Raw genomic sequence first — 21,344 nt, 5'->3', positions numbered from 1 at the left:
CTCCAGCAGGGGTAGTTTTACCCTTTATTTGGAAGTGACTTGATCAAGGAACTTATCTGCGTCACGATTGAATTTCCAGCATCCTAGGCCGGATGATCGTTGGACTCTGAACAAAGATTCTCCTCGATGAAGCAACGGCTTCTCTCGACCCCCGAGAACGAAGCGGTGATTCAAAAAGCGATCGATCGGCCTTGCCTCCTAATATTCAGGATACAAGACCAGCAATCCATTGGTATCACTTACTTGTTCCCAGCGAATTTTTCTGTAGTTGCGGAATCAAGGCAAAGCCGAAAGTGAATATCGGACTTAACCATAGGAATGCAGCGAATGGGGCATATTCAAGAACCGGAACTCCAAGGGTCGCAGCGAAAAAAGCTCCGCTGACGCCCCATGGAATCAGAGGGTTGACGAGTGTTCCGCAATCCTCCAAGGTTCGTGACAGGGTTTTGGCCGGAATTTGTCTACGGGTATACTCATCCTTAAACATTTGGCCCGGCAGCAGAATAGATAAATACTGCTCCCCTGTCATGCCGTTAACGGCGATCGATGATGCGCCCGTCATAAGAACAATGCTGCTGCGCCGTTTTAGCGGCTCAATCCATTTACGGAACAAGGCTTCGATGACTCCACAGTGCTGCAGCAATCCACCTAATGATAAAGCAATCAGGATCAGGGACACCGACCACATCATTGATTGCAGGCCGCCTCGGTTCACGATCTCAGCTACAGTCTCATTTACGATGGTACTCTTGTAACCGTCCTGCATCACACTGAACCAACTGCCTATCGAGGCTTGCTGTTGAACAAATGCTGTGATCAAAAGTCCAGTAACAATGCCTACTATTAATGTGGGAAGGATCGGAATACGCTTTGCGGAACATGCAATGACCGCAAGGGGTGATAGCAGCGTTAACCAATGAAGATGAAACCCACTTTGCAATGATTCCTTGATGGACCGAATAGAGCTCAAATCCATAGACCCGGTTGTCGGGATCAGAAGAAATAATATCGTTGTGATAATTAACGCGGGAACCGTTGTATACATCATATTACGAATATGTGTAAATAAAGAGATGCCGGCCACTGCAGGTGCAAAATTCGTCGTATCGGACAACGGAGACATTTTATCCCCAAAACAGGCGCCTGAGACAATGGCTCCCGCTGCTAGAGGAAGTGAAATTCCCGTTGTCATGGCAATTCCCATCAAGGCGACACCGACCGTGCTGACTGTGGTGAACGAGCTGCCGGTGAACGTTGATACAATGATGGTGACATATAACGCGCTCACTGCAAAATAATGCGGTTCAATATAATCCAGTCCATAATACAGGATGGTCGGCACGGTTCCACTCATCATCCAAACGGCAATTAATATTCCAATAAGCGAAAGAATCAAGATCGGCATAATCGCGGATTGTATGCCTTGAATGATAGAGGATTCAAGCTTGCTCCAGGAAACTCCGTATAAGTGTAATATGGCGGCAGTGCCGATCGTTGCACCCAGAAGCGGGATATGAGGCTCCGCCTTGAATATAAAGATCGAAATAAATAGAAATGCAAGAATGAAAACGATAAGAATCATACTTTGTAAAAAATTAAGCTGTCGATCCATCATGCTGGAGCTCCTTATATATGAGGTTTCGGTTGAAGATATTGTCTCCAGCCGTCCTTTACTTTTATGCTTTTAGGCTTTTTCGCATTGAAGCACGTAGGTACTATAAACGATAAGTTGAGATCGAGTCAATGTTAAAAAATACATTCCATAAGAAAAAGCCAAATTCCCAGCTGTACTGAGAAACTTGGCTCTTCTGCTCTGCCATACTGGTTTGTAACAAATTACCCTCGTTATTTGTCTTATGTTCAAGCTGACAAGAGGTGATTCCATGAAATATGAAGAGCATCACTTCGCTCACATTATAATGGTATTGACAAGTTAAACCAACCCATATGCATAAAAGTAGCTTACGAAGATCCGAAAGCTACTTTAAAATTTTTATGATTTGTAATATCCCTGAGTACCTCTGGTTGATCATAAGTGATGAGGCATGTTATAAGTGTAAAAGATGTGGAACCGTTGACTTAAGAATAATGGACGAGAGTTTGATGTCATTTCTATATAATGAAAGGATTTGAGTTTGATTTGATAAATCATTTTTGGAGTGATCTGCCACGGCCCTTTTTTGTGCTTGCTCCAATGGAAGATGTGACCGATGTTGTGTTTCGTCATGTGGTGAGCAAAGCGGGCAGACCTGATGTGTTTTTTACAGAGTTCGCAAACACAGAGAGTTATTGTCACCCCGATGGGCACAAAAGTGTGCGTGGACGTTTGATGTTTACAGAAGATGAGCAGCCTATGGTTGCCCATATTTGGGGAGATAAGCCGGAATATTTCCGGCAAATGAGTATCGGGATGGCAGAGCTCGGATTTAAAGGGATAGATATCAATATGGGCTGCCCTGTTCCCAATGTGGCATCGAGAGGGAAGGGGAGCGGCCTTATTCTTCGCCCTGATGTTGCAGCAGAAATTATCCAAGCCGCCAAAGCGGGAGGACTGCCTGTAAGTGTGAAAACAAGACTTGGATACGAGGAGATCGACGAGTGGCAGGGGTGGCTAACGCATATATTAAAACAGGATATTGCGAACCTTTCTATTCATTTGCGAACAAGGAAGGAAATGAGCCAAGTGGATGCGCATTGGGAGCTGATTCCGGAAATTAAAGCATTACGTGATGAAGTGGCGCCAAATACTCTTCTAACCATTAACGGAGATATTCCTGACCGTGAAACAGGGCTAAAGCTTGCGGAGCAATACGGTGTAGATGGCATTATGATTGGGCGGGGAATATTCAGCAATCCGTTCGCTTTTGAAAAAGAACCCAAAGAGCATAACCCGAAAGAATACCTAGACCTTCTGAAGCTGCACCTTGATCTTCATGATCAATATATCGAAGAGCTGCCACGTGCCATGTCAGGGCTTCAGCGCTTCTTCAAAGTATATGTCAAAGGCTTCCGCGGGGCTAGTGAATTAAGACATCAAATGATGAGCACCAAGTCAACGGATGAAGTGCGGGCACTGCTCGATAACTTTGAAAAGAATGTGGAGGTTAATACTGATCAGAAGGACAATGGGTGAAATATATACGGCATAGAAGGGATGGTACAATGTCAGAAATAAAAGATGAGATCATTTTAAGAGGGCTTAAAGAAAATAATCTGAAAAATATAGATTTAAACATACCCAAAGAAAAAATCATCGTATTTACGGGTCTTTCAGGCTCAGGTAAGAGCTCTGTTGTATTCGATACCTTAGCAACGGAAAGCAGAAGACAAATGACCTTGAACTATCCCCTCTATATCAGAAATCAAATGCCAAGATATGAAAGACCTCAAGCCGATCTGATGCAAAACTTAAGCCCGGTTGTCGTTGTGGAACAAAGGCCTATAGGGGGCAATTCCCGCTCAACCGTCGGCACCTTTATGGATATCCATCCATTGCTTAGGCTGTTGTTCTCCAGAATAGGAAAGCCAGCTGTAGGTTCTGCTAGTGATTTTTCGAGTCAAAGCTCCTTTGGCAGATGTCCGCAATGTGGCGGATTCGGGAAGGTCATTACCCCTGATTTAAATAAAATGATCGATTACGATAAGTCGCTTCGAGATTATGCCGTGAAATTTAAGCCATTATCACCTTCCGGTTGGCAAGGCAGATGGATGATGACCGGCGGATTATTCGATCCGGATAAACCCATTAAGGACTATTCCGAAGAAGAACTCCGCCTGCTATTATATGGTCCCCCGGAAGGTGAAAAAGTCTTCGCGCCGTTTCACACGAAGAACGGGCCGCAACCCCATGAATGGGACGGGCTATTGCCCAGATTTACGCGACTCTATATTAATAGAGATGTCACTAAGCTCAAGGAAGTATCCCAAGATGACGTCTTGGCTGTATCCACACATGCATTGTGCCCAACCTGCCAAGGTTCCGGCCTGAACCCCAAGGTGTTGGAATGTAAAATAAACGGTTTTAATATAGCAGAATACGATCAATTAGAGCTGACAGAATTACTAGAGGAACTAACGAACATCAAGGGTCCTATGGGAGCATCAATCGCGCTCCAAGCGATTCCACTGCTCCAACAGCTAGTGGACATGGGATTAGGTTATTTGAGCCTTTCCAGAAAAATGGGCACTCTGTCCGGCGGCGAAGCGCAAAGAGTAAAAATCGCTCGTCATTTAGGGAGCAGTCTGAACAATATCACATACATATTCGACGAACCCAGTGCAGGACTTCATCCAGAAGAAGTAAACATGTTAATACAGATGCTGCAAAGTATTAAAGAACAACATAATACGGTCATCGTCATTGAGCACGATCTATCCGTAATTAAAGCAGCGGATGAAATCATTGAGATGGGGCCAGGAGCAGGTGTACATGGAGGAGAAGTGGTCTATCAAGGGAAATTAGAAGGACTACAAAACTCTCCCGCTGCAACCAACCTAAACTACAGCCTCAACATAAACAAAAATCCAAGAGAGATAAAAGGTTATTTTACAATAAAAAAAGCAAGTCACAATAACTTAAAAAATATAAGCGTAAACATTCCTAAAAATGTCTTGGTCGCTATATGTGGAGTATCAGGATCAGGCAAAAGCTCCTTAATGCTGGAAGCATTCGCGGAGAGTTATCCAGAAACGATCATGGTAGGGCAAGGCAGTATAGGAATTTCTAGCCGCTCGACACTAGCTACCTATATGGGAATCATGGATGATATTCGCTCCATATTTTCGAAGGAAACCGGACAACCAGCAGGTTTGTTCAGCTTTAATTCCTTAGGAGCATGTCCTGTCTGCGAAGGAAAAGGAGTGATCACGCCAGACGTTGCATTTGCAGATCCGGTAACGATCCCTTGTGAAGCATGTGCCGGTACGAGATATTCCGACGAGGCGCTGTCATACCGATATCAAGATAAAAATATTGTAGAAATTTTAAATTTAACGATCGATGAGGCGATGACCTATTTTCGAATGCCAAAGATCTTAAAAAGAGTGAATACGCTAAAAGATGTAGGATTAGGGTATCTAACCCTAGGACAGACGACAAGCTCGCTAAGCGGAGGAGAAATCCAACGTCTGAAACTTGCCAGCCACTTGCAAAAGGAAGGCCAGATTTATCTATTGGACGAGCCATCCTTAGGACTGCATACGAAAGATAATGGAAAGCTCTTAGACGTATTTCAAGCGCTTGTAAACAGAGGTAATTCCGTGATCATCATCGAACATAATCTAGACTTTATAGTGGCGAGCGACTGGGTCATCGAACTGGGTCCAGGCGGAGGAAAACAAGGTGGACATATTATATTCGAGGGTAGACCAGAAGAGATGTTGCATGCAGAAACATGGACAGCGAAATGGTTGATGTGAAACTTGATGTTGATGCTTCCACTGCATTCTATTGGAGACATAAAATTCTATTTGCCTTGCGCTCATTGGCATCGTGCCAGAAACCGAATTTCACTACGATAATGTCATTTAAAACGGGCTGATGTATTTCGCTTGTTATCGGCGCTTTTTAGCCAGTGTCTAATCCCTTTGCCAGCATAGGGTTCGTCACTAAATCGGGGAATAACATGTAGGTGTGAATGCATGATATGCTGACCTCCAACAGCATTACAGTTCCAACCAATGTTATACCCATTGGGGCGATGTTCTTCCTCCAAGATAGATTTTACTTCTTGTAATAATGAATATGTTGAAGCCCATTCTTCTTCGGTTAAGTCAAACACTGTTTCACGATGCTTAATTGGCACTATTAGTCCTGAACCAATTAAAACTTCTTGCGGGGTTTGTAGGAAAAGACAATGTTCATTCTGAATTATCACTTGTTGTTGTTCTACTAATTCAAGACTGCAGAAAGGACATTCCTTCATTGAGACAACCACCTTAATGTTTTAGTATCATTTTTACATTTTTCCACTCTAATTAGCAACAATTTTCAAGAAAACAGCCTAAAACATAAAGGATCATTATATTAAAAAGTCTTAGGTTGGATGTTAGGCTCTAATAAGAGAGCAGACCTAATGTTTTTTCAACGAGAGAGTAGAAAAGAAATAGAATCACACTTCACTGAGGTATGATTCTATTTTTTTATAGGAATATCCCAAATGGTAGGTTGTCTAGATAATGTTGAGAATGTGGCAATAGAATGATGAAATAGACTGTGTAAACTTGGCGTATTTTGTCAATTCGCAGTGTATAACTGACGAGGAGGGTCGAAGGAGAGGGGGAAGAAAGTTACTACGCATGGATCAACGGCCTGCACGCCCGCGGTATTTACCCGGTCATCTGGAATTCCGTAAGATTTCGATGATGTTGAAGGGCCGCTGGGTTAAGCCAATAGCAATGTCTATTCGCTTGTGCGCTATATTGGCAGATGATCTTGCTGCTGACAAAGAAGTTTCGGGAAATGGAGGAGAATCTTGCAATGAAACGAAAACGCAGTGTAAGCAAGGCTTTGCTGTCTCTCTGCCTGGCGCTTATGCTTGTCTTGCAGACGGTGACGTTCTCTGGTGCTGCATATGCGGATAGTGCGCTAGGCGGTTCCGGGACGGCAGCAGAGAGCGAATTTAGCCTGCCGGACGCGGCCGAACCGTCGGTGACTGAAGCGGTGTACGATGCGCCAAAAGGGCTTAATCCCGTAACTTTGATGGCAATTCCGGCGGACAAAACGGCGGTGTTCATGGGAGTAAACGAGCCATTTCCGCTGGAGGTGGTGCAGGATAACCAAGCTGTTGTTCCCGGCGGCACCATCCAGGGCAGACAGCCATTCACGCTCAAGTCGGAAGGTCTTAAGGTGCCAGTGAATGGTGATGATGCTGATCCGACTAATGCGGATCCAGACCTGTACATTCAGAAGGGCGACTGGATCGAACTAAAAAGGGATGACTACTTCGAGGAAGTGGTGTTGCCAACAGCTACCAAAACCTTGATGGCAACAACTGAATTTGGTGCGAAACAGCTTGGCACTGCCTATTTCACCCCGAATAGCATCAAGATTGTGTTTAATGGTGACGATTGGTTTTTCAATGGTGTTGGACGAGCAGTTGCCCTTGGCTTTGAAACGACCGCTAATTCGGATATAACGGGCTTAGATTATGACGAGTCAAAGCCCATCTGGATTTTCGGGGGAGCTTACCAGCTAAAAAACCCGGACGTCACAGCGGCATACAGCATCAACCTGACAGGAAACAACTGGCCAAAGAATGGGAGCTGGACTTGGTGGTATCTGACTGTGCCAGCCTATCAAGATGGTTATTTGACCTTCCAGTCTACTCCATCCTCTTTTGATGTGCTTGATGCAACAATCAAGCTGCCGCTAGATGGGATGACGTTTTATTCGAAGCCTTCTGATTACCGTATGGTCTATGTATCGGGATCCTTCAAGGTAAACGGCGATACGGTAGAGCCAACCATTGATGCAGAGGGCGGTCTGAGTTACACCTTCCCGCCAGGGACAGGAGTGGATCCAAAGGTCGAGTATCAAGCATGGTTTCATAAGGATTTGTATTATAAAGAGTATCGGGGTGTGGCATTAGATCCCGGTCGTAATGGAGGACAGAATTTTAACCCAAGTGTACAACTGAGGGATACGAGTGCTAATGTAAAAGCCAGTGCAGCTCGGGAAACGTGGATTGCACCCGACTGGATTCAAGCAAGCGCCTCTTATGACCATCCAAATGAAACCATTACATGGAAAGTCACTGTTAACCAATATAATAAAAAAGGGTTAAGGGACTTTACTATTACAAATGTATTACCTGATGGGCTGGAATTTGAATCAGCTACATGGCAGACATGGGTGGATGGCATTGCATCTGAAGTGAAAGCGACTACACCAGATGAAAACAGTATGTATTCTTTTGGCGATGTTGACGGTAAAGTGGAACTAATCATTAAGAGTAAAGTTCAAAGCGGTTCCACCTTCAGAATCGACCCTCGTGCCAACTGGGATTTGGATACATCAGATGGTATACAGAACAACGATGTAATGACCGGTACAAGACCTAACGCAGTGACTGATGAGGCAATTGTCAATATCGGCGCGCACACTTTTACAAAAGCAGGCTCTGTTTCGATGGAAGATTTCAACCTCGGCGGCGTCACTTGGATCATCAATCTAGCTCCACAATATGCCCTGCCAAATGCGGTGGTATATGATGTGCTGGTGCATGGCGGAGATTTGAACGTCCTGGACAACGCTGTGGATGCAACCGGCGAGGTGAGCGTAGAAACGATTGCGAAAATCAAAGCAAATGTTAATACTGCTCAGCTTTGGAAGAAGTATCATGAGGGAACCTTGAAGGGTGTGACCAATGCAACCGGCTTGAACATGAAGGCTATTCCTTTGACCGTGAACGGTGAAGTGGTAGCAGATTTGATCAAGGTGACCGAATACAACACCGACAAAGCTACATCTTTCAGTTTCCGTGCACTTGAAACCAACCTGGATGTCCTCTTCAGGCAGGATATTAACGCAGGGAAAACACGCTGGAATCGGGCTTTGCTCTTTGACGGCGAAACCATAAAACAAGCGCAAAACAGTATCAACCTTCACGTGCGTATGCTGAACAAAGATATGCTTGCGGCATCCTATCCTATTAAGAACAACGGGACGGATGACACATGGTATATTCCGAACAACGTTCACCGCTATATCGGTTATGACAGCTCATCAAGCGGCGATGAATACACCTTAGCTGGTTATGACCAAACGACCAAGACCGTTACCTTCCGCCTAGGCGTCAATATGCCGGGCTATAACACGGTCGAAATGGCGAAGGACGGCGGAAGTCGGGTCATCACCGATGTGAAGCTGGTGGATACCTTGCCGGAGGGCTGGGAATTCGTTCCGTTTTCCGAGGAGAAGGATTTTGAGCTTTGGAAAGGTTATTCGGACAATGGCAGCGGCACCGGCTATGGGGTTCGAAACAACGCCGTGTCAATCATCGATTCGAACGACCCTGCTCATGTGGTGAGTTTCTCCCATAGCGGCAACGTAGGCACCTTCACCTTCTCTGAACTGGAAAGCCCTTATGTCATTCTGGTGAAGGCAAGACCTTCCAATGCGGCTCTGGAGAAATATTTGGAGGAATACACTACAAACGGCACAGACAAGCAGGTGCTGTATAACAAAGCCGACCTGCATATGACATGGGGCGGGATGGAAAAGATCATCACCGAACAGCGTAAAGTTATTTTACCTATTCAAACTCTAGGCAAGTCGGTAACTAAGCCGGTTCCAGGGGTACTGGAATGGACAGTGAACTATACCCCGCCATTCAACATGGAGCAGGGTGTTTATTTGCAGGATACCATAGGTGCGGGCATGAATCTGCGCTACGATGAACACGGAAAGCTTGTGCTGACTGCGCCTAGTATGGCAGTTTATCCTGCTAAACTGACTGCCGGCGGTGCTCTGGAAAGAGAGGGCACAGCACTGAACCTAAACGACCCGAATGCTGAAGTTCAGGCGGAAGCTGAACCGGGCGCGGGAGGCACTACAGTTCTAAAATTCAAAATGAACGATCCTAATAAGTTTTACCAGTTTGTGTATCAAACAGAGGTTGATCCCTCTAAAGCGAAAGCCGGAGACAAAATGGGCAACGAGGTAAAGCTGGCGGGCGATGACAATCTGAAGTCTGTCAGCGCCAGAAGCGAAAGCACGCTGGACAGTTCGGACGTAGCCGGCAGTTCAAGCTCCAATGCCCTGCTTCCCCTGAAAAAGGAAGATCCTAATGGCAATCCGTTGAAGGACGTAGAGTTTACGTTGTATAAGAAAGACGACGGAACTCAAATCGCCAAAGGAAAAACCGATAGCGGAGGGAAACTTAATCTGCTATTCCCGGATCCGGGGTATTATGAGCTGAAGGAAACTTATATTGACACAAATACTTGGCTGCCAACTACAAGAATTTATCAAGTATATGTAGGAAATACGCCAGGAAAGCCCATCTGGGTAGATGGCATAAAGGTAGATGCGAATAATCCGCTGGTCGTGCCTACGCCGGCGCAAGGAAAGCTGACCATCAGCAATAAGGTGGAAGGAAACGGCAGCGATTCTTCCAAGGATTTTGAATACACCGTGATCTTCACCGGTGAAGGCAAGGACGGAGAATACACCTATACCTACAAGGAGCCGGACGGTACAACCGGCATCGGCAAGATCAAGAGCGGAGACAAGATTACCCTCAAGGATGGGGAATCTGTGACACTCCCGGCATTGCCTGCGGATCTGGTCTATACCGTAGCCGAGGCCGATTATACGACCGTTGACGGTTACACGACCTTGCCGGAGACAAGAGAGCTGTCCGGCACAATCTTGAATAAAGGCGACCACAAGGCGGATTTCGTCAACAAGAGATACGTTAACGATCTGACCGTCAGCAATACCGTCACGGGGGACGGCGCAGAACTGGACAAGCCGTTTAAGTACACGGTGACCTTTGACGGTACAGGAAAGGGTCAAGATTACAATTACGAGCATTCAGACGGCACGACGGGCACGGTCAAATCCGGTGCTTCTTTCGAGCTCAAGCATGGTGAGACCTTTAAAATTAAGGATCTTCCAGAGAGTTTGAAGTATACGATCACCCAGGACGGTTACAAGAACGACGGCTACGCGACCACCCCTGTGGCATTGTCTGATGAGGGAGTCATGGCGCGCGCCGATCGTGAAGCGGACTTCACCAATGAACGAACCGTCAACAAGCTGACGATCAGCAACACGGTCATGGGCAACGGCGGCGACAAGACGAAGGCGTTCGAGTACACCGTCATCTTTGAAGAAGCAGGCAAGGATGGAAGCTACGCGTATACGAAGTCGGATGGCGAGACGAGTACACCGGGCACGATCAAGTCTGGAGAATCCTTCACACTCAAGCATGGAGAGACGCTGGAAATTGTGGGTCTGCCTAAGGATCTGAAATACACAGTTACCCAGAAGGACTACACAGCCGACGAATACGTGACCATTCCAGAGGAACGGTATTATACTGGGGTCATGGAGGGCAAAGATGAAGATGCCCCGTTCACGAACGTGCGAGTCTTGAAGGGCGGCCTGCTCATCAGCAACACGGTTAAAGGGAAAGACGACGACAAAAAGAAGCCGTTCAAGTACACGGTAACCTTCACAGGCGAGGGAGCGAACGAATCCTACGCCTATGAGAAGTCGGACGGCAGCAAGGGCACGATCAAGAGCGGAGAGACCTTCGAGCTTACAGATGGCCAGACGTTCGTTGTGCAAGGACTTCCGACGTATCTCGAGTATACGGTGACCCAGAATGATTATACGGAAGACGGCTATGTGACGAATCCTGAAGGTCTCGTTCGCGCAGGTACCATTCCGGAGAAAAAAGTGGCCGAAGCACACTTTGTCAATACCCACCCGTATCTGGAAGGCGTGCTGCGTGACAACAACACAGGAGAAGTCATTCCGAATGCGAAAATCATCGTGACGAACAAGAAGACCAACGAACAGCAGACGATTTGGACGAATGAGAAGGGTGAATATTCGGTCCCAGCCGCAGCAGATACCGACTATACGATCACGTATACGAAGTTGTATCAGGTAGGCGGGAAGGATGTCCCTGTCGAGTTCACGCAAAAGGCCAATGTGGACAGCAGCGTGACGGATGAGACCGTTCCGGCGGACATTACGGCGGTAGGGATCGTTCTGTTCAAGCAGTTGGATGGAACAACAGCGTTATTCAACGAATCATTTACCAGCAATATGTATATCTATTTGAAGGACAAGAACGACAAGTATATTGAGGAGAACGGTAAGCCCAAGGCGTTTCCGATGGCTTCGAACGGCACCTTCTCTGTGGAAGGGCTGAGCGAGCAGAAGTACACCATGGAAGTTCGCTATAAAGCTGAGACCGGCGAGGAACTGCTCTTTAAAGTGACGCAGCTGAATGTGAAAGCAAACGGAGAGCTGAATATTTCCGAGGAATTGGTCGACCCATACGGTACGGTTTATGATGAGACGACAGGAAATGCCGTCACTGGCAAGAAGATTGACGGAGCCAAAGTTACACTGTATTATGCGGATACGAAGCGGAATAGAGATAACGGGCGTATTCCGGATACGAAAGTAACGCTTCCTCCGGTTCCGAATTTTCCGCAGCACGACAACGAGAGCCCGAAGCAGGATAGCGACGCAAATGGCTTCTATGCGTACATGGTGTTTCCTGAAGCGGATTACTATCTGATCGTAACGAAGGACGGATACGAGACGCACAGGAGTGATACGATTTCTGTTGATTTTGACATTGTAAAATACGACGTGCCAATGAAGCCGATCCGTTCTGGTGGCGGCTCCGGCGGCAACTCCGGTGGCAGCTCCGACAACGGTAACAGCGGAACCGACAACGGTAACAGCGGANCTACGATAACAGCAGAACCGACAACGGTAACCGCGGAACCGATAACGGTAACAGCGGAGCCGACAACGGTAACAACGGAGCCGACAACGGTAACAGCGGAACCGACAACGGTAACAGCGGAACCGACAACGGTAACAGCGGAACCGACAACGGTAACAGCGGAACCGACAACGGTAACAGCGGAACCAACAACGGTAACAGCGGAACCGATAACGGCAATAGCGGAACCGACAACGGTAACAGCGGAACCGACAACGGTAACAACGGAGCCGATAACGGCAATAGCGGAACCGACAACGGTAACAACGGAGCCGGCCACAGTAACAACGAGCTGGATAATGTTCCAAAAACAGGAGATAATAGCATATCGCCAATCTTCTATATGGCTTTGGCTCTAATGTCCTTGATTGGAATAGGGTTCTGTCTGCTTAGCAGCAGGAAGAAAGAACACATTTAGTAACAGGGAAGGCGGTAAGAAAATGAGCAATATTAAAAAAATTCTTATCGCCTTTTTCACTATTGTGTTGTTTTTTTCTCTCGTCAATCTTGCGAGAATTCTCCTTCGAGATTATGAAGAACATCGGCAAATGAAAGAATTGATAGAAATCTGGGAACAAGGCGAGGGTGCTGCAACACCCTCACCTTTTATCATGAAGGTGAACGGGCCGGTTATGCTCCCTGAATTTCAAGAGCTTTACAGGAGAAACCCGGACATCGTCGGTTGGCTGGAAATTGACGGCACCCGAATTGATTACCCGATTATGCAGAACAAACAGGATGCGCAATACTATCTCAATCATGATTTCGATAAAAAGAAAAACAAAAACGGACTCCCTTTTTTGGATGAACACAGTCGGATAGACGATTCAGACATTTTGCTGATTCACGGACATCACATGAAAAACGGCGTGATGTTTGCAGATCTGATGAAGTACAAGAAAGAAAGCTACTATAAGGATCATGCTACGATCCGGTTCAGTACGCTTTATGAGAAGGAAGAATATGAAATTGTTGCCGTTATTCTCTCAAAGGTTTATCTTAAAACGGATGACGTTTTTAAATACTACCAGATTGAGAATGTAGGAACATCCGCCGAGTTTGACTTGTATATTCAGAACATCAAGAAACTCGCACTTTACGATACGGGCGTGACAGCTCGGTATGGCGACAAGCTTATTGTTCTGTCTACGTGTGAATACTCTACCGAAGAAGGCCGGTTAGCAGTGGTCGCCCGAAAGAGTAAATGACGATGCTGAAATACGAAGTCAAGCTGATTCATATCGCGTTCTCCCTTGGAGGACGTGATTTTTTTTGAATAGTCGGCTATATGACCTGATTGCTTTGCAAGAAACAGTTATGACAACGCCTGTATTGAGGCCCTTCTGCAAATCCCTTTTTAATAGAAGAGTAGAGCACCTAAAAAGCCCTTCTAGCGAAGGGTCTTTATATCGTTTATACTGATAAGATCAATTTACTTCTTAGGGAGTTGTCTTACGAGCCATGATAAAGAAAGAAATCGCGCATATACGCAAGCAATTTAAGCTGGATCATGATATGCTGACCATTTACGACATTCTTAACGTGTATATTATGAAGGAAAGCAACGAAATCTATCATTGGGAGCGGCGGCCGTTTGCCTTATTGGACAGAGAGAAGCAGGAACTGCATATAGGCAATTTCAAGAAGCTGCTGACGGGTGAACTGGATCAGAAGCTGTTCGAGTTGAAGTTTCAGGAGGAAGAAGTGGAGGAGCCGGCGCGGGTGCTGCTTCACCAGGCTTTGGTGACCGGTGATCCGGAGGAATGGCAGGATCTGTTGCTGCTGTTGGTGGACAAAATGCTGGCGGATGTCAAATATGAACGGGATACGGTAATCACGTTCGTTCGTGGACAATACTACCAGCCGTCCAAGGACAGGAATAAAGAATCGGAGGAGAGCGAGAAGAACGAAGTGTTCGCGCATCCGTTCATTCTGTGCAGTGTGAATTCCACGGAGCAGCAGAGGAAAACTCTTTTGTTTGACTATGTGGAGAAAGAGTTTAAGTACAATGTCAATGTAGATCCGATTATCAAGCTGAGTTCGCCGGAACAAGGGTTCTTTTATCCGAGTGTAACGGACGGTTATTCCGATGTAAACCGCATTCTGTATTGTACGGGTAAAGCGAATGAACCGAATCCGCATTTCATCGAAGAGGTCTTGCATGCCGAAAGATCCGTGACAGCACGGGAGGAGAGAGCCATCTTCGAAGACATCGTGAAGGAAGTAGCGGGCGAACAGTTGGATGCAAGCACCCTTGCACATGTGTATGAGGAAATCCATCGGGTGATTGAAACCCATGAGGAGGAGGAAGAGCCTCCAAAGCTGGATTATAAAGATGTGGAGCAGGTGCTAACGGTAAGTGGTGTAGAGAACGTAACGACTGAAAAAGTGGAACGGGCGTTTGAAACGATTGTCGACGATAAAAACTATGAATTGAAGGCGAATAGTGTGATGCCGAAGTTTACGTCAAAATCGATTAAGATCGACACTAAGGTCGCCACGATTTCGGTTAGCCCGCAGGATTTAAAGTATGTGAGACAGGTGAATTATCAAGGGAGACGGTGTATCCTGATTGAGGTTGACGAAGATGCCGTTATCGAAGGATTTACGCTCAGTACAGAGACGATATAGCATCGATGAAACATGATGGTTTTCTTGATAATAATTATTTCTAGCGACAGTCAAAGGAAGTGTACACATTGAATGTAGAAATGGTTATGCAGGAACTTGAAGCTCTAGGCAAAGAGCGTACCAAGAAGATTTATTTATCCAATGGCGCGCACGAACCGCTTTTTGGCGTAGCTACAGGGGCAATGAAGCCCATCGCCAAGAAAATAAAAAAAGATCAACCTTTGGCTGAACAGCTTTACGCCACTGGAAACTACGATGCCATGTATTTTGCCGGTATAATTGCAGATCCAGAAGCAATGACTGCAGCGGATTTTGATCGTTGGATGGATATGGCTTATTTTTATATGCTGTCCGATTATGTGGTTGCAGTAACCTTGTCAGAAACAAATATTGCGCAAGAAGTTGCCGATAAATGGATCGCAAGCGGGCAGGAACTGAGAATGTCCGCGGGCTGGAGTTGTTATTGCTGGCTACTGGGGAATCGTCCGGACGGTGAATTTTCCGAAAGTAAAATAGCCAATATGCTCCAAATGGTGGAACGAACCATTCACGATTCTCCCGAACGAACGAAATACGCTATGAATAATTTTATGTACACGGTGGGAGTGTCCTATGTGCCGCTTCATGATCAGGCTCTCAAGACCGCAGAGACAGTAGGCCCGGTAGAAGTAAATCGGGACAAGGCAAAGAGCAAGTATCTAAACGCCGCAGAAAATATTCATAAGGCAGTAGCTAAAAGCCAGCTTGGTTTCAAACGTAGATATGTACGGTGTTAATACGATTTTAAAGAGGGTCGGCTCCAAGTCATACGTCAATGACTGTGGGGTTGGCTCTTTTGCATTTATGGGGCTTCTAAGATTGAATTATCAAATTATACATGCAGCTTTTTAACTTTTTACATTTACCCTCTCGACTAACTCGAATATATTTTAAATACACAAGCGTAAAGTAAAGGGCTTTGACTACGTGCCTCGAAAGGCTTTAGCTCGTTTCTGCTCAGGTCTATACGGCTACGACTTAAGACGAAGAGCGGTGCGCTGTGCAGTATAGGATGTGTATAAAGGACAAACTATACTTTCATTTAAAAAAATTGGGAGGTCTTGAAATGAAGAGAGGAACAAAGAGCTCAATTTCGCTATTGATTGCAATCGTTATCATTCTGTCCACAATGGTAGCATGCAGCGGGAATGCAAACACCAAAGATGCTGCGAGCACCCCGGGCGCTGCAAATAGCACGGATACAGACAAGAAGAATCCGGTTAAAATTACAGCGCTAATTCAGCAGTCAAGAAATTTTGAAGGTTTGCAAAAAATGATTAAAAAGCTTGAAACCGATGAGAATATCATTATTGACGCACAGGTTGTCCCCGATGCTGAATCTTTAAACTTAATAAAAATGAAGCTTAACTCCGGTGAAAGCGTGGACATGATCGATTACAACATCCCGGCTGTATATGACATGATTGATCCTGTTGCTAATTTTGCTGATCTGAGTAATGAATCATGGATTTCGAAATTAATTATGCCAGATAATATTAAACATGAGGATGGAAAAATTTATGGATTCCCATTCCAATCAGTTCCCGGTATCCATGGCATGATCTATAACAAGGATGTTTTTGAGCAATTAGAAATCGCAGTTCCAACAACTTGGGATGAGCTCCTAGCTGCTTCTGAAAAAATTAAAACAGAAGGCGACGGAATTACTCCAATTTTCATTCCGAAGGATTCATGGGTTCCACAAATCCTGATGACAGATAATTTTGCCAAAGCATTAGGAGTTGAAAAGACTGCAGAATTCGCGGAAAAAGTAGCGAAGAACGAAATGAAGTGGACAGATGTCCCAGAATTCCAAACTGTTATTGATAAGTACTTGGAGCTTTACCAAAAAGGATATGTTAATACTAATTTCACATCTGCTGTTTATGATGATGCCATTGCAGCAGTGGCGAACGGAAAAGCAGCAATGCATTTCAATGGCGACTTCTTCGCAGCATCTGTAATGGATGCGAATCCTGAGGCTAACATTGGCATTTTCCAAATTTCCATGACGCCAGGCATTGATGTTGTAACAGCAAACACCTCGTCTGCTGGTTTTGTAGCTTACAAAAACTCGAAGAATCTTGATACGGTAAAGAGAGTGTTTGAATTATGGTCAACACCTGAGTATGCCGACTTATATTTTGAAGGGCGACCAGCGTTCCCCGCTTTTAAAGATGTAAATGGCGGGGAGGTTCCTAGCTATCTTGCTGAAATTGATGAGAAATATATCCAGCAGGGTAAAGCGATCTCTGAGTTCAACGCATACGTTATGCAATACAACCCGCTATTTGAGAATAGCCTCTATATCTACTATGTATCTGCACCAGCAACGAATGATTTAGATGGTAAAGGGGTCATGGAGAAATTCCAGAAGGAATTCGAACAATACAATAAAGATATAGGCACTCCCGGATTTTAAATAATGCAGTAAATCAAATGGCTTATGCTGCATGGCATAAGCCATTTGCAATGAAGGAGCGATAGTTGTGAACCAGCGTAAATTAAACAGGACATATCCATTCTGGATTACATCGCCTGCGATTATCATTTACACTTTATTTTTTATTGTACCGATCCTTGCTTCATTTGTTTTTTCCTTCACAAATTGGAATATGGATCGCATGGATTCCCCCTCATTCAACGGTTTAGACAACTTTAGAAATCTATTCAGTGAGGGTGTCTTTTTCCGTTCGATGATGAATACATTTCTCTTTGCGTTCGTGACTACTATATTGAAGACGGTAGTAGGACTCGCGCTGGCTTTATTGGTCGTGCAGAAGTTTTTCGGCAACAGCTTCTTTCGGACGTTGTTCTATATGCCATCGGTTCTAAGCCCGATGATTGTAGGACTTTTGTTCACAGCGATATTGAAGCAAGAAGGATTAATGAATAACATTCTGAATTCTCTTGGTTTGGGGCAATTCGCAACCGACTGGCTTGGCTCCTATGGAACGGCGATGTTCTGGATTATTGCGATTGAGATATGGATGTGGGCGGGCTTCAGTATGTTTATTTTCATCTCAGGTCTGCAAGCTATTTCCAAAGACTACTATGAAGCGGCTGATATTGAGGGTGCGGGAGCATGGGTTAAATTCCGTTCGATTACGCTGCCGTTGCTTGCGCCATCATTCACAGTGGTGACCACATTAAATATTACCGGCGGACTTAAGGTTTTCGACCTGGTGTATTCCTTAACTGGCGGCGGGCCAGGCACGGATACACAAGTGTTAAACACGTACACGTATCGGGCTTTCGGTATGGGCTTGCTCGGGAAATCCAGCGCCAGTGTTCTCGTACTATCAGTGGTGGTCGTCTTTATCACTTTTGCATTGAATAAATTTTTGAAGGCAAGGGAGGTTGAGGCATAATGAGTCACTCTACGAGATTGAAGGTGAACAAAACTCTCTTGTTTGTGGGCGTTCTCGCAGTATCGACGGTGTTTATCGTTCCTATACTCATGATGCTCCTTGGCTCGTTTAAAACACAGGGTGAAGTGCTTTCGCTTGATTTGAGCCTGCCGTCTACCTTTCGATTAGAAAATTACATCCATGTACTGAAAACAGGTTCGATTCTAAGAGGCTACATGAACAGTATCATTACGACGGTGTCCGCGGTTATTCTAATATTATTTTGCGGCTCTACGACAGGCATTATTATTTCACGCAGAAACGATCGCAAGTCTAATGCTTTGTACTATTACTTCATATTTGGACTGACGGCAACTTTCAATACCGTTACGACTTATGCATTAATGCTCAAGCTAGATTTGTATGGAACCTACCTTGGAGTTATTTTGGTATTCGCTGCGATTAATCTGCCTTTTGCTGTATTGACCTTTTCTAGCTTTGTTAGAGGTGTGCCGAGGGAAATTGATGAAGCGGCAATTGTCGACGGAAGCAGCCCATTTAAGTTAATTTTCCGTATTTTGATGCCGATCTTAACGCCTGTTCTGGTAACTAACTTAATCATTGCAGCTATAGGTGTATGGAACAACTTCATGGTCCCGTTATATTTGATGAACAGCTCAGACAAAATGACGATCCCTCTCACCGTATTTAACTTTTATGGCTTGTATGCCCGCGATTGGCAATTTGTATTTGCAGCCCTGACCATTACGATACTGCCTGTCGTGATACTCTATTTATGCCTACAACGCTTTATTGTTGAAGGAATGACAGCGGGGGCTGTGAAGGGGTAATGGACTTACAATAGGATGGAATGAACGGAGTGTTTGCTATGAAAATAAACGCAGTTGGATTAAATGCTCGTTTAAAGGCAGCAGCGGTCGAGGTTGCAGGTATTTTGAATATTGAATGGTCTGAAACAGGGATTCCCGTCGATTTTGTGAAAGCAGGACGAGGCATTCATATACAGAGCGATGGACAAGCAGGAACGATTGAATATGAGCATGATCACCAGTGCATGAGAGCGCTTGGGTTGTTTGTTGAGAAATGGGAACAGGGAGTGCCATTCGATCTGAAGGAGCTTCCTGTATATGACAGCTTAGGCGTCATGATCGACTGTTCGAGGAATGGAGTTTTACATTTTAATGGATTCAAGAAGCTTATTCAACATCTAGCATTGATGGGTTACTCTACAGTTCAGCTATATACAGAAGATACCTTTGAAATGAAGGAGTACCCCTATTTCGGACATATGCGCGGTAGGTATTCAAGTGGGGAATTGAAAAAGATGGACAATTACGCTTTGCAATTTGGCATCGAGCTTGTCCCTTGTATACAGACATTGGCACATTTAGAGCAGCCGCTGCAGTGGGCTGCCTTCCAGGACATGAAAGATTGCAATGATATTCTGCTTGTGGGTGAGGAGAAAACTTATCAGCTTATCGATACGATGTTCCGTACTTTATCGGAGAATTTAACGAGCAGAAGGATAAATATTGGTATGGACGAGGCCCATATGATGGGGCTGGGCAAATACCTGGAAAGGCATGGGTATCAAGATAGAGTAACAATTATGCTACAGCACTTTAAAAAAGTGGTGGAGCTAGCCGGAAAATATGGCTACAAGCCGATGATGTGGAGCGACATGTTCTTTCGCCTAGCAAGTGCAGGCGAGTATTATGCGGCGGATTCTCCAATTAGAGAAGATGTTATTACAATGATTCCTGAAGAAGTCACACTGGTATATTGGGATTATTACTCAGAAAAGCCCGAACTATATGATGGCATGATGAAGAAGCATAAACAGCTTAGCGAAAAGATTATTTTTGCAGGTGGCGCGTGGAAGTGGATGGGCTTTACACCAAACAATGAATTTAGTAAGCACGTAGGTTTGATGGCTCATGAAAGCTGCATAGCAAACGGGATTAAGGATGTAATGATGACGGCATGGGGCGACAATGGAGCGGAGGCATCGACGTTTTCGATTCTCCCTACGCTGCAGCTCTGGGCAGAATTATGTTATCAGAATAAGGCTGAACAAGCGCATCTAAATGAGCGATTCTATACTTGTACCCGAAGCAGTTATGATGATTTTATGAAGCTGGACTTAGCAATGCTAGTACCCGATAACCCAGCGCCTGGAGGGAGCTCAATCAATCCCCCAAAGTATATTTTATACCAGGATTTATTATGCGGATTATTCGACAAGCACATCATACCGAACGAATATGCCGAGCATTATCGCATTAGTGCCGAAATCATAGAGCAATGCATGGAGAGGAATTCCGATTGGAAATCGTTGTTTACAACGCAATATGCGCTTTGCAAGGTGTTAGAGTTAAAATGCGATATCGGGCTCAATATCCATAGAGCCTACTTGGAGCAAGATCTAAAAGCCTTGCAGAAACTTGCACAAAAGGTTATTCCGGAGTTGAAGAGAAGGACAGAAGAGTTCATTGCTGCATACCGCGTACAGTGGAACAGGGAGAATAAAATTTTTGGACTTGATGTATTTGATATTCGTATGGGCGGTTTATTGCAAAGAATGGATGTGGCAATTGATCGGATTGAAAGTTATCTTAACGGGCAAATATCTCAGCTTGAAGAACTTGAAGTTCAGCGCCTTTATTATGATGGACGTGCAGAAGATGGCGAACGTAGAGCAATTAGTGCCAATGTATGGAGTCGGATTGCAACGCCGTCTGTACTAGCGGGCATGTTATAATATTTATAAAGTTAGTGTGAAGCTTGTAGCAAGGGCAGGATCTTGTATTAAAGATGATGTCCTTGC

General features: G+C 45.1%; 11 protein-coding genes and 1 pseudogene. 10 read left to right on the top strand and 2 right to left on the bottom strand.

Annotated elements, in window-relative coordinates:
• Positions 1-235 precede the first annotated feature (235 nt).
• Positions 236-1,612 (bottom strand): Na+/H+ antiporter NhaC, encoded by a 1,377-nt coding sequence (gene nhaC / locus CZ379_RS25165; RefSeq protein WP_110934554.1) that lies wholly within the window; start codon positions 1,610-1,612, stop codon positions 236-238.
• Between the two features lie 507 nt (positions 1,613-2,119).
• Here nhaC and CZ379_RS25160 point away from each other — a divergent pair.
• Positions 2,120-3,133, top strand: coding sequence for a tRNA dihydrouridine synthase (locus CZ379_RS25160; RefSeq protein ID WP_110934135.1), 1,014 nt, complete (start codon positions 2,120-2,122; stop codon positions 3,131-3,133).
• Positions 3,134-3,162: 29 nt separating this feature from the next.
• Positions 3,163-5,418, top strand: a complete 2,256-nt coding sequence (locus tag CZ379_RS25155; protein ID WP_110934134.1) for an ATP-binding cassette domain-containing protein — start codon at positions 3,163-3,165, stop codon at positions 5,416-5,418.
• A gap of 104 nt (positions 5,419-5,522) precedes the next feature.
• On the opposite strand, the gene CZ379_RS25150 is transcribed toward CZ379_RS25155, so the two are convergent.
• Entirely contained in the window at positions 5,523-5,924 is a 402-nt protein-coding gene (locus tag CZ379_RS25150) for an HIT family protein (RefSeq protein WP_110934133.1), read from the bottom strand.
• Positions 5,925-7,681: 1,757 nt separating this feature from the next.
• Between CZ379_RS25150 and CZ379_RS25145 the strand changes: the two are divergent.
• The 8 genes and pseudogenes from CZ379_RS25145 to CZ379_RS25105 form a co-directional block, all read left to right on the top strand.
• A pseudogene (locus CZ379_RS25145) lies at positions 7,682-12,894 on the top strand (DUF7601 domain-containing protein); the annotation flags it as partial.
• Between the two features lie 22 nt (positions 12,895-12,916).
• Positions 12,917-13,684, top strand: a complete 768-nt coding sequence (gene srtB, locus CZ379_RS25135; protein WP_110934131.1) for a class B sortase — start codon at positions 12,917-12,919, stop codon at positions 13,682-13,684.
• A 253-nt stretch (positions 13,685-13,937) separates the two neighbouring features.
• A complete protein-coding gene (locus CZ379_RS25130) occupies positions 13,938-15,107 on the top strand; it encodes a DUF4317 domain-containing protein (protein WP_110934130.1) in 1,170 nt (389 codons plus the stop codon).
• A gap of 68 nt (positions 15,108-15,175) precedes the next feature.
• Positions 15,176-15,883 (top strand): DNA alkylation repair protein, encoded by a 708-nt coding sequence (locus CZ379_RS25125; protein ID WP_110934129.1) that lies wholly within the window; start codon positions 15,176-15,178, stop codon positions 15,881-15,883.
• Positions 15,884-16,212: 329 nt separating this feature from the next.
• Entirely contained in the window at positions 16,213-17,568 is a 1,356-nt protein-coding gene (locus CZ379_RS25120; protein WP_110934128.1) for an ABC transporter substrate-binding protein, read from the top strand.
• 67 nt (positions 17,569-17,635) lie between these two features.
• Complete coding sequence (locus tag CZ379_RS25115; RefSeq protein WP_110934127.1) at positions 17,636-18,517, top strand: carbohydrate ABC transporter permease; 882 nt, start codon at positions 17,636-17,638, stop codon at positions 18,515-18,517.
• The gene (locus CZ379_RS25110; protein ID WP_110934126.1) at positions 18,517-19,347 is read left to right on the top strand and encodes a carbohydrate ABC transporter permease; all 831 of its coding nucleotides are present in this window, start codon (positions 18,517-18,519) and stop codon (positions 19,345-19,347) included. Before CZ379_RS25115 ends, CZ379_RS25110 begins: the two co-directional genes overlap by 1 nt.
• 38 nt (positions 19,348-19,385) lie before the next feature.
• The gene (locus tag CZ379_RS25105; protein WP_199925773.1) at positions 19,386-21,278 is read left to right on the top strand and encodes a beta-N-acetylhexosaminidase; all 1,893 of its coding nucleotides are present in this window, start codon (positions 19,386-19,388) and stop codon (positions 21,276-21,278) included.
• Positions 21,279-21,344 lie beyond the last annotated feature (66 nt).

Source organism: Paenibacillus bouchesdurhonensis (genome assembly GCF_900155685.1).
GTDB classification, from domain to species: Bacteria; Bacillota; Bacilli; order Paenibacillales; family Paenibacillaceae; genus Fontibacillus; species Fontibacillus bouchesdurhonensis.
Note: the sequence above shows the minus strand (reverse complement) of the source record. Positions and strands in the feature narration are given on the sequence as shown.

Bases quoted from the DNA above. Each gene is read 5' to 3' on its own strand.
- nhaC (WP_110934554.1), bottom strand. From the start codon at position 1,612: ATGGATCGACAGCTTAATTTTTTACAAAGTATGATTCTTATCGTTTTC.
- CZ379_RS25160 (WP_110934135.1), top strand. From the start codon at position 2,120: ATGAAAGGATTTGAGTTTGATTTGATAAATCATTTTTGGAGTGATCTG.
- CZ379_RS25155 (WP_110934134.1), top strand. From the start codon at position 3,163: ATGTCAGAAATAAAAGATGAGATCATTTTAAGAGGGCTTAAAGAAAAT.
- CZ379_RS25150 (WP_110934133.1), bottom strand. From the start codon at position 5,924: ATGAAGGAATGTCCTTTCTGCAGTCTTGAATTAGTAGAACAACAACAA.
- srtB (WP_110934131.1), top strand. From the start codon at position 12,917: ATGAGCAATATTAAAAAAATTCTTATCGCCTTTTTCACTATTGTGTTG.
- CZ379_RS25130 (WP_110934130.1), top strand. From the start codon at position 13,938: ATGATAAAGAAAGAAATCGCGCATATACGCAAGCAATTTAAGCTGGAT.
- CZ379_RS25120 (WP_110934128.1), top strand. From the start codon at position 16,213: ATGAAGAGAGGAACAAAGAGCTCAATTTCGCTATTGATTGCAATCGTT.
- CZ379_RS25110 (WP_110934126.1), top strand. From the start codon at position 18,517: ATGAGTCACTCTACGAGATTGAAGGTGAACAAAACTCTCTTGTTTGTG.
- CZ379_RS25105 (WP_199925773.1), top strand. From the start codon at position 19,386: ATGAAAATAAACGCAGTTGGATTAAATGCTCGTTTAAAGGCAGCAGCG.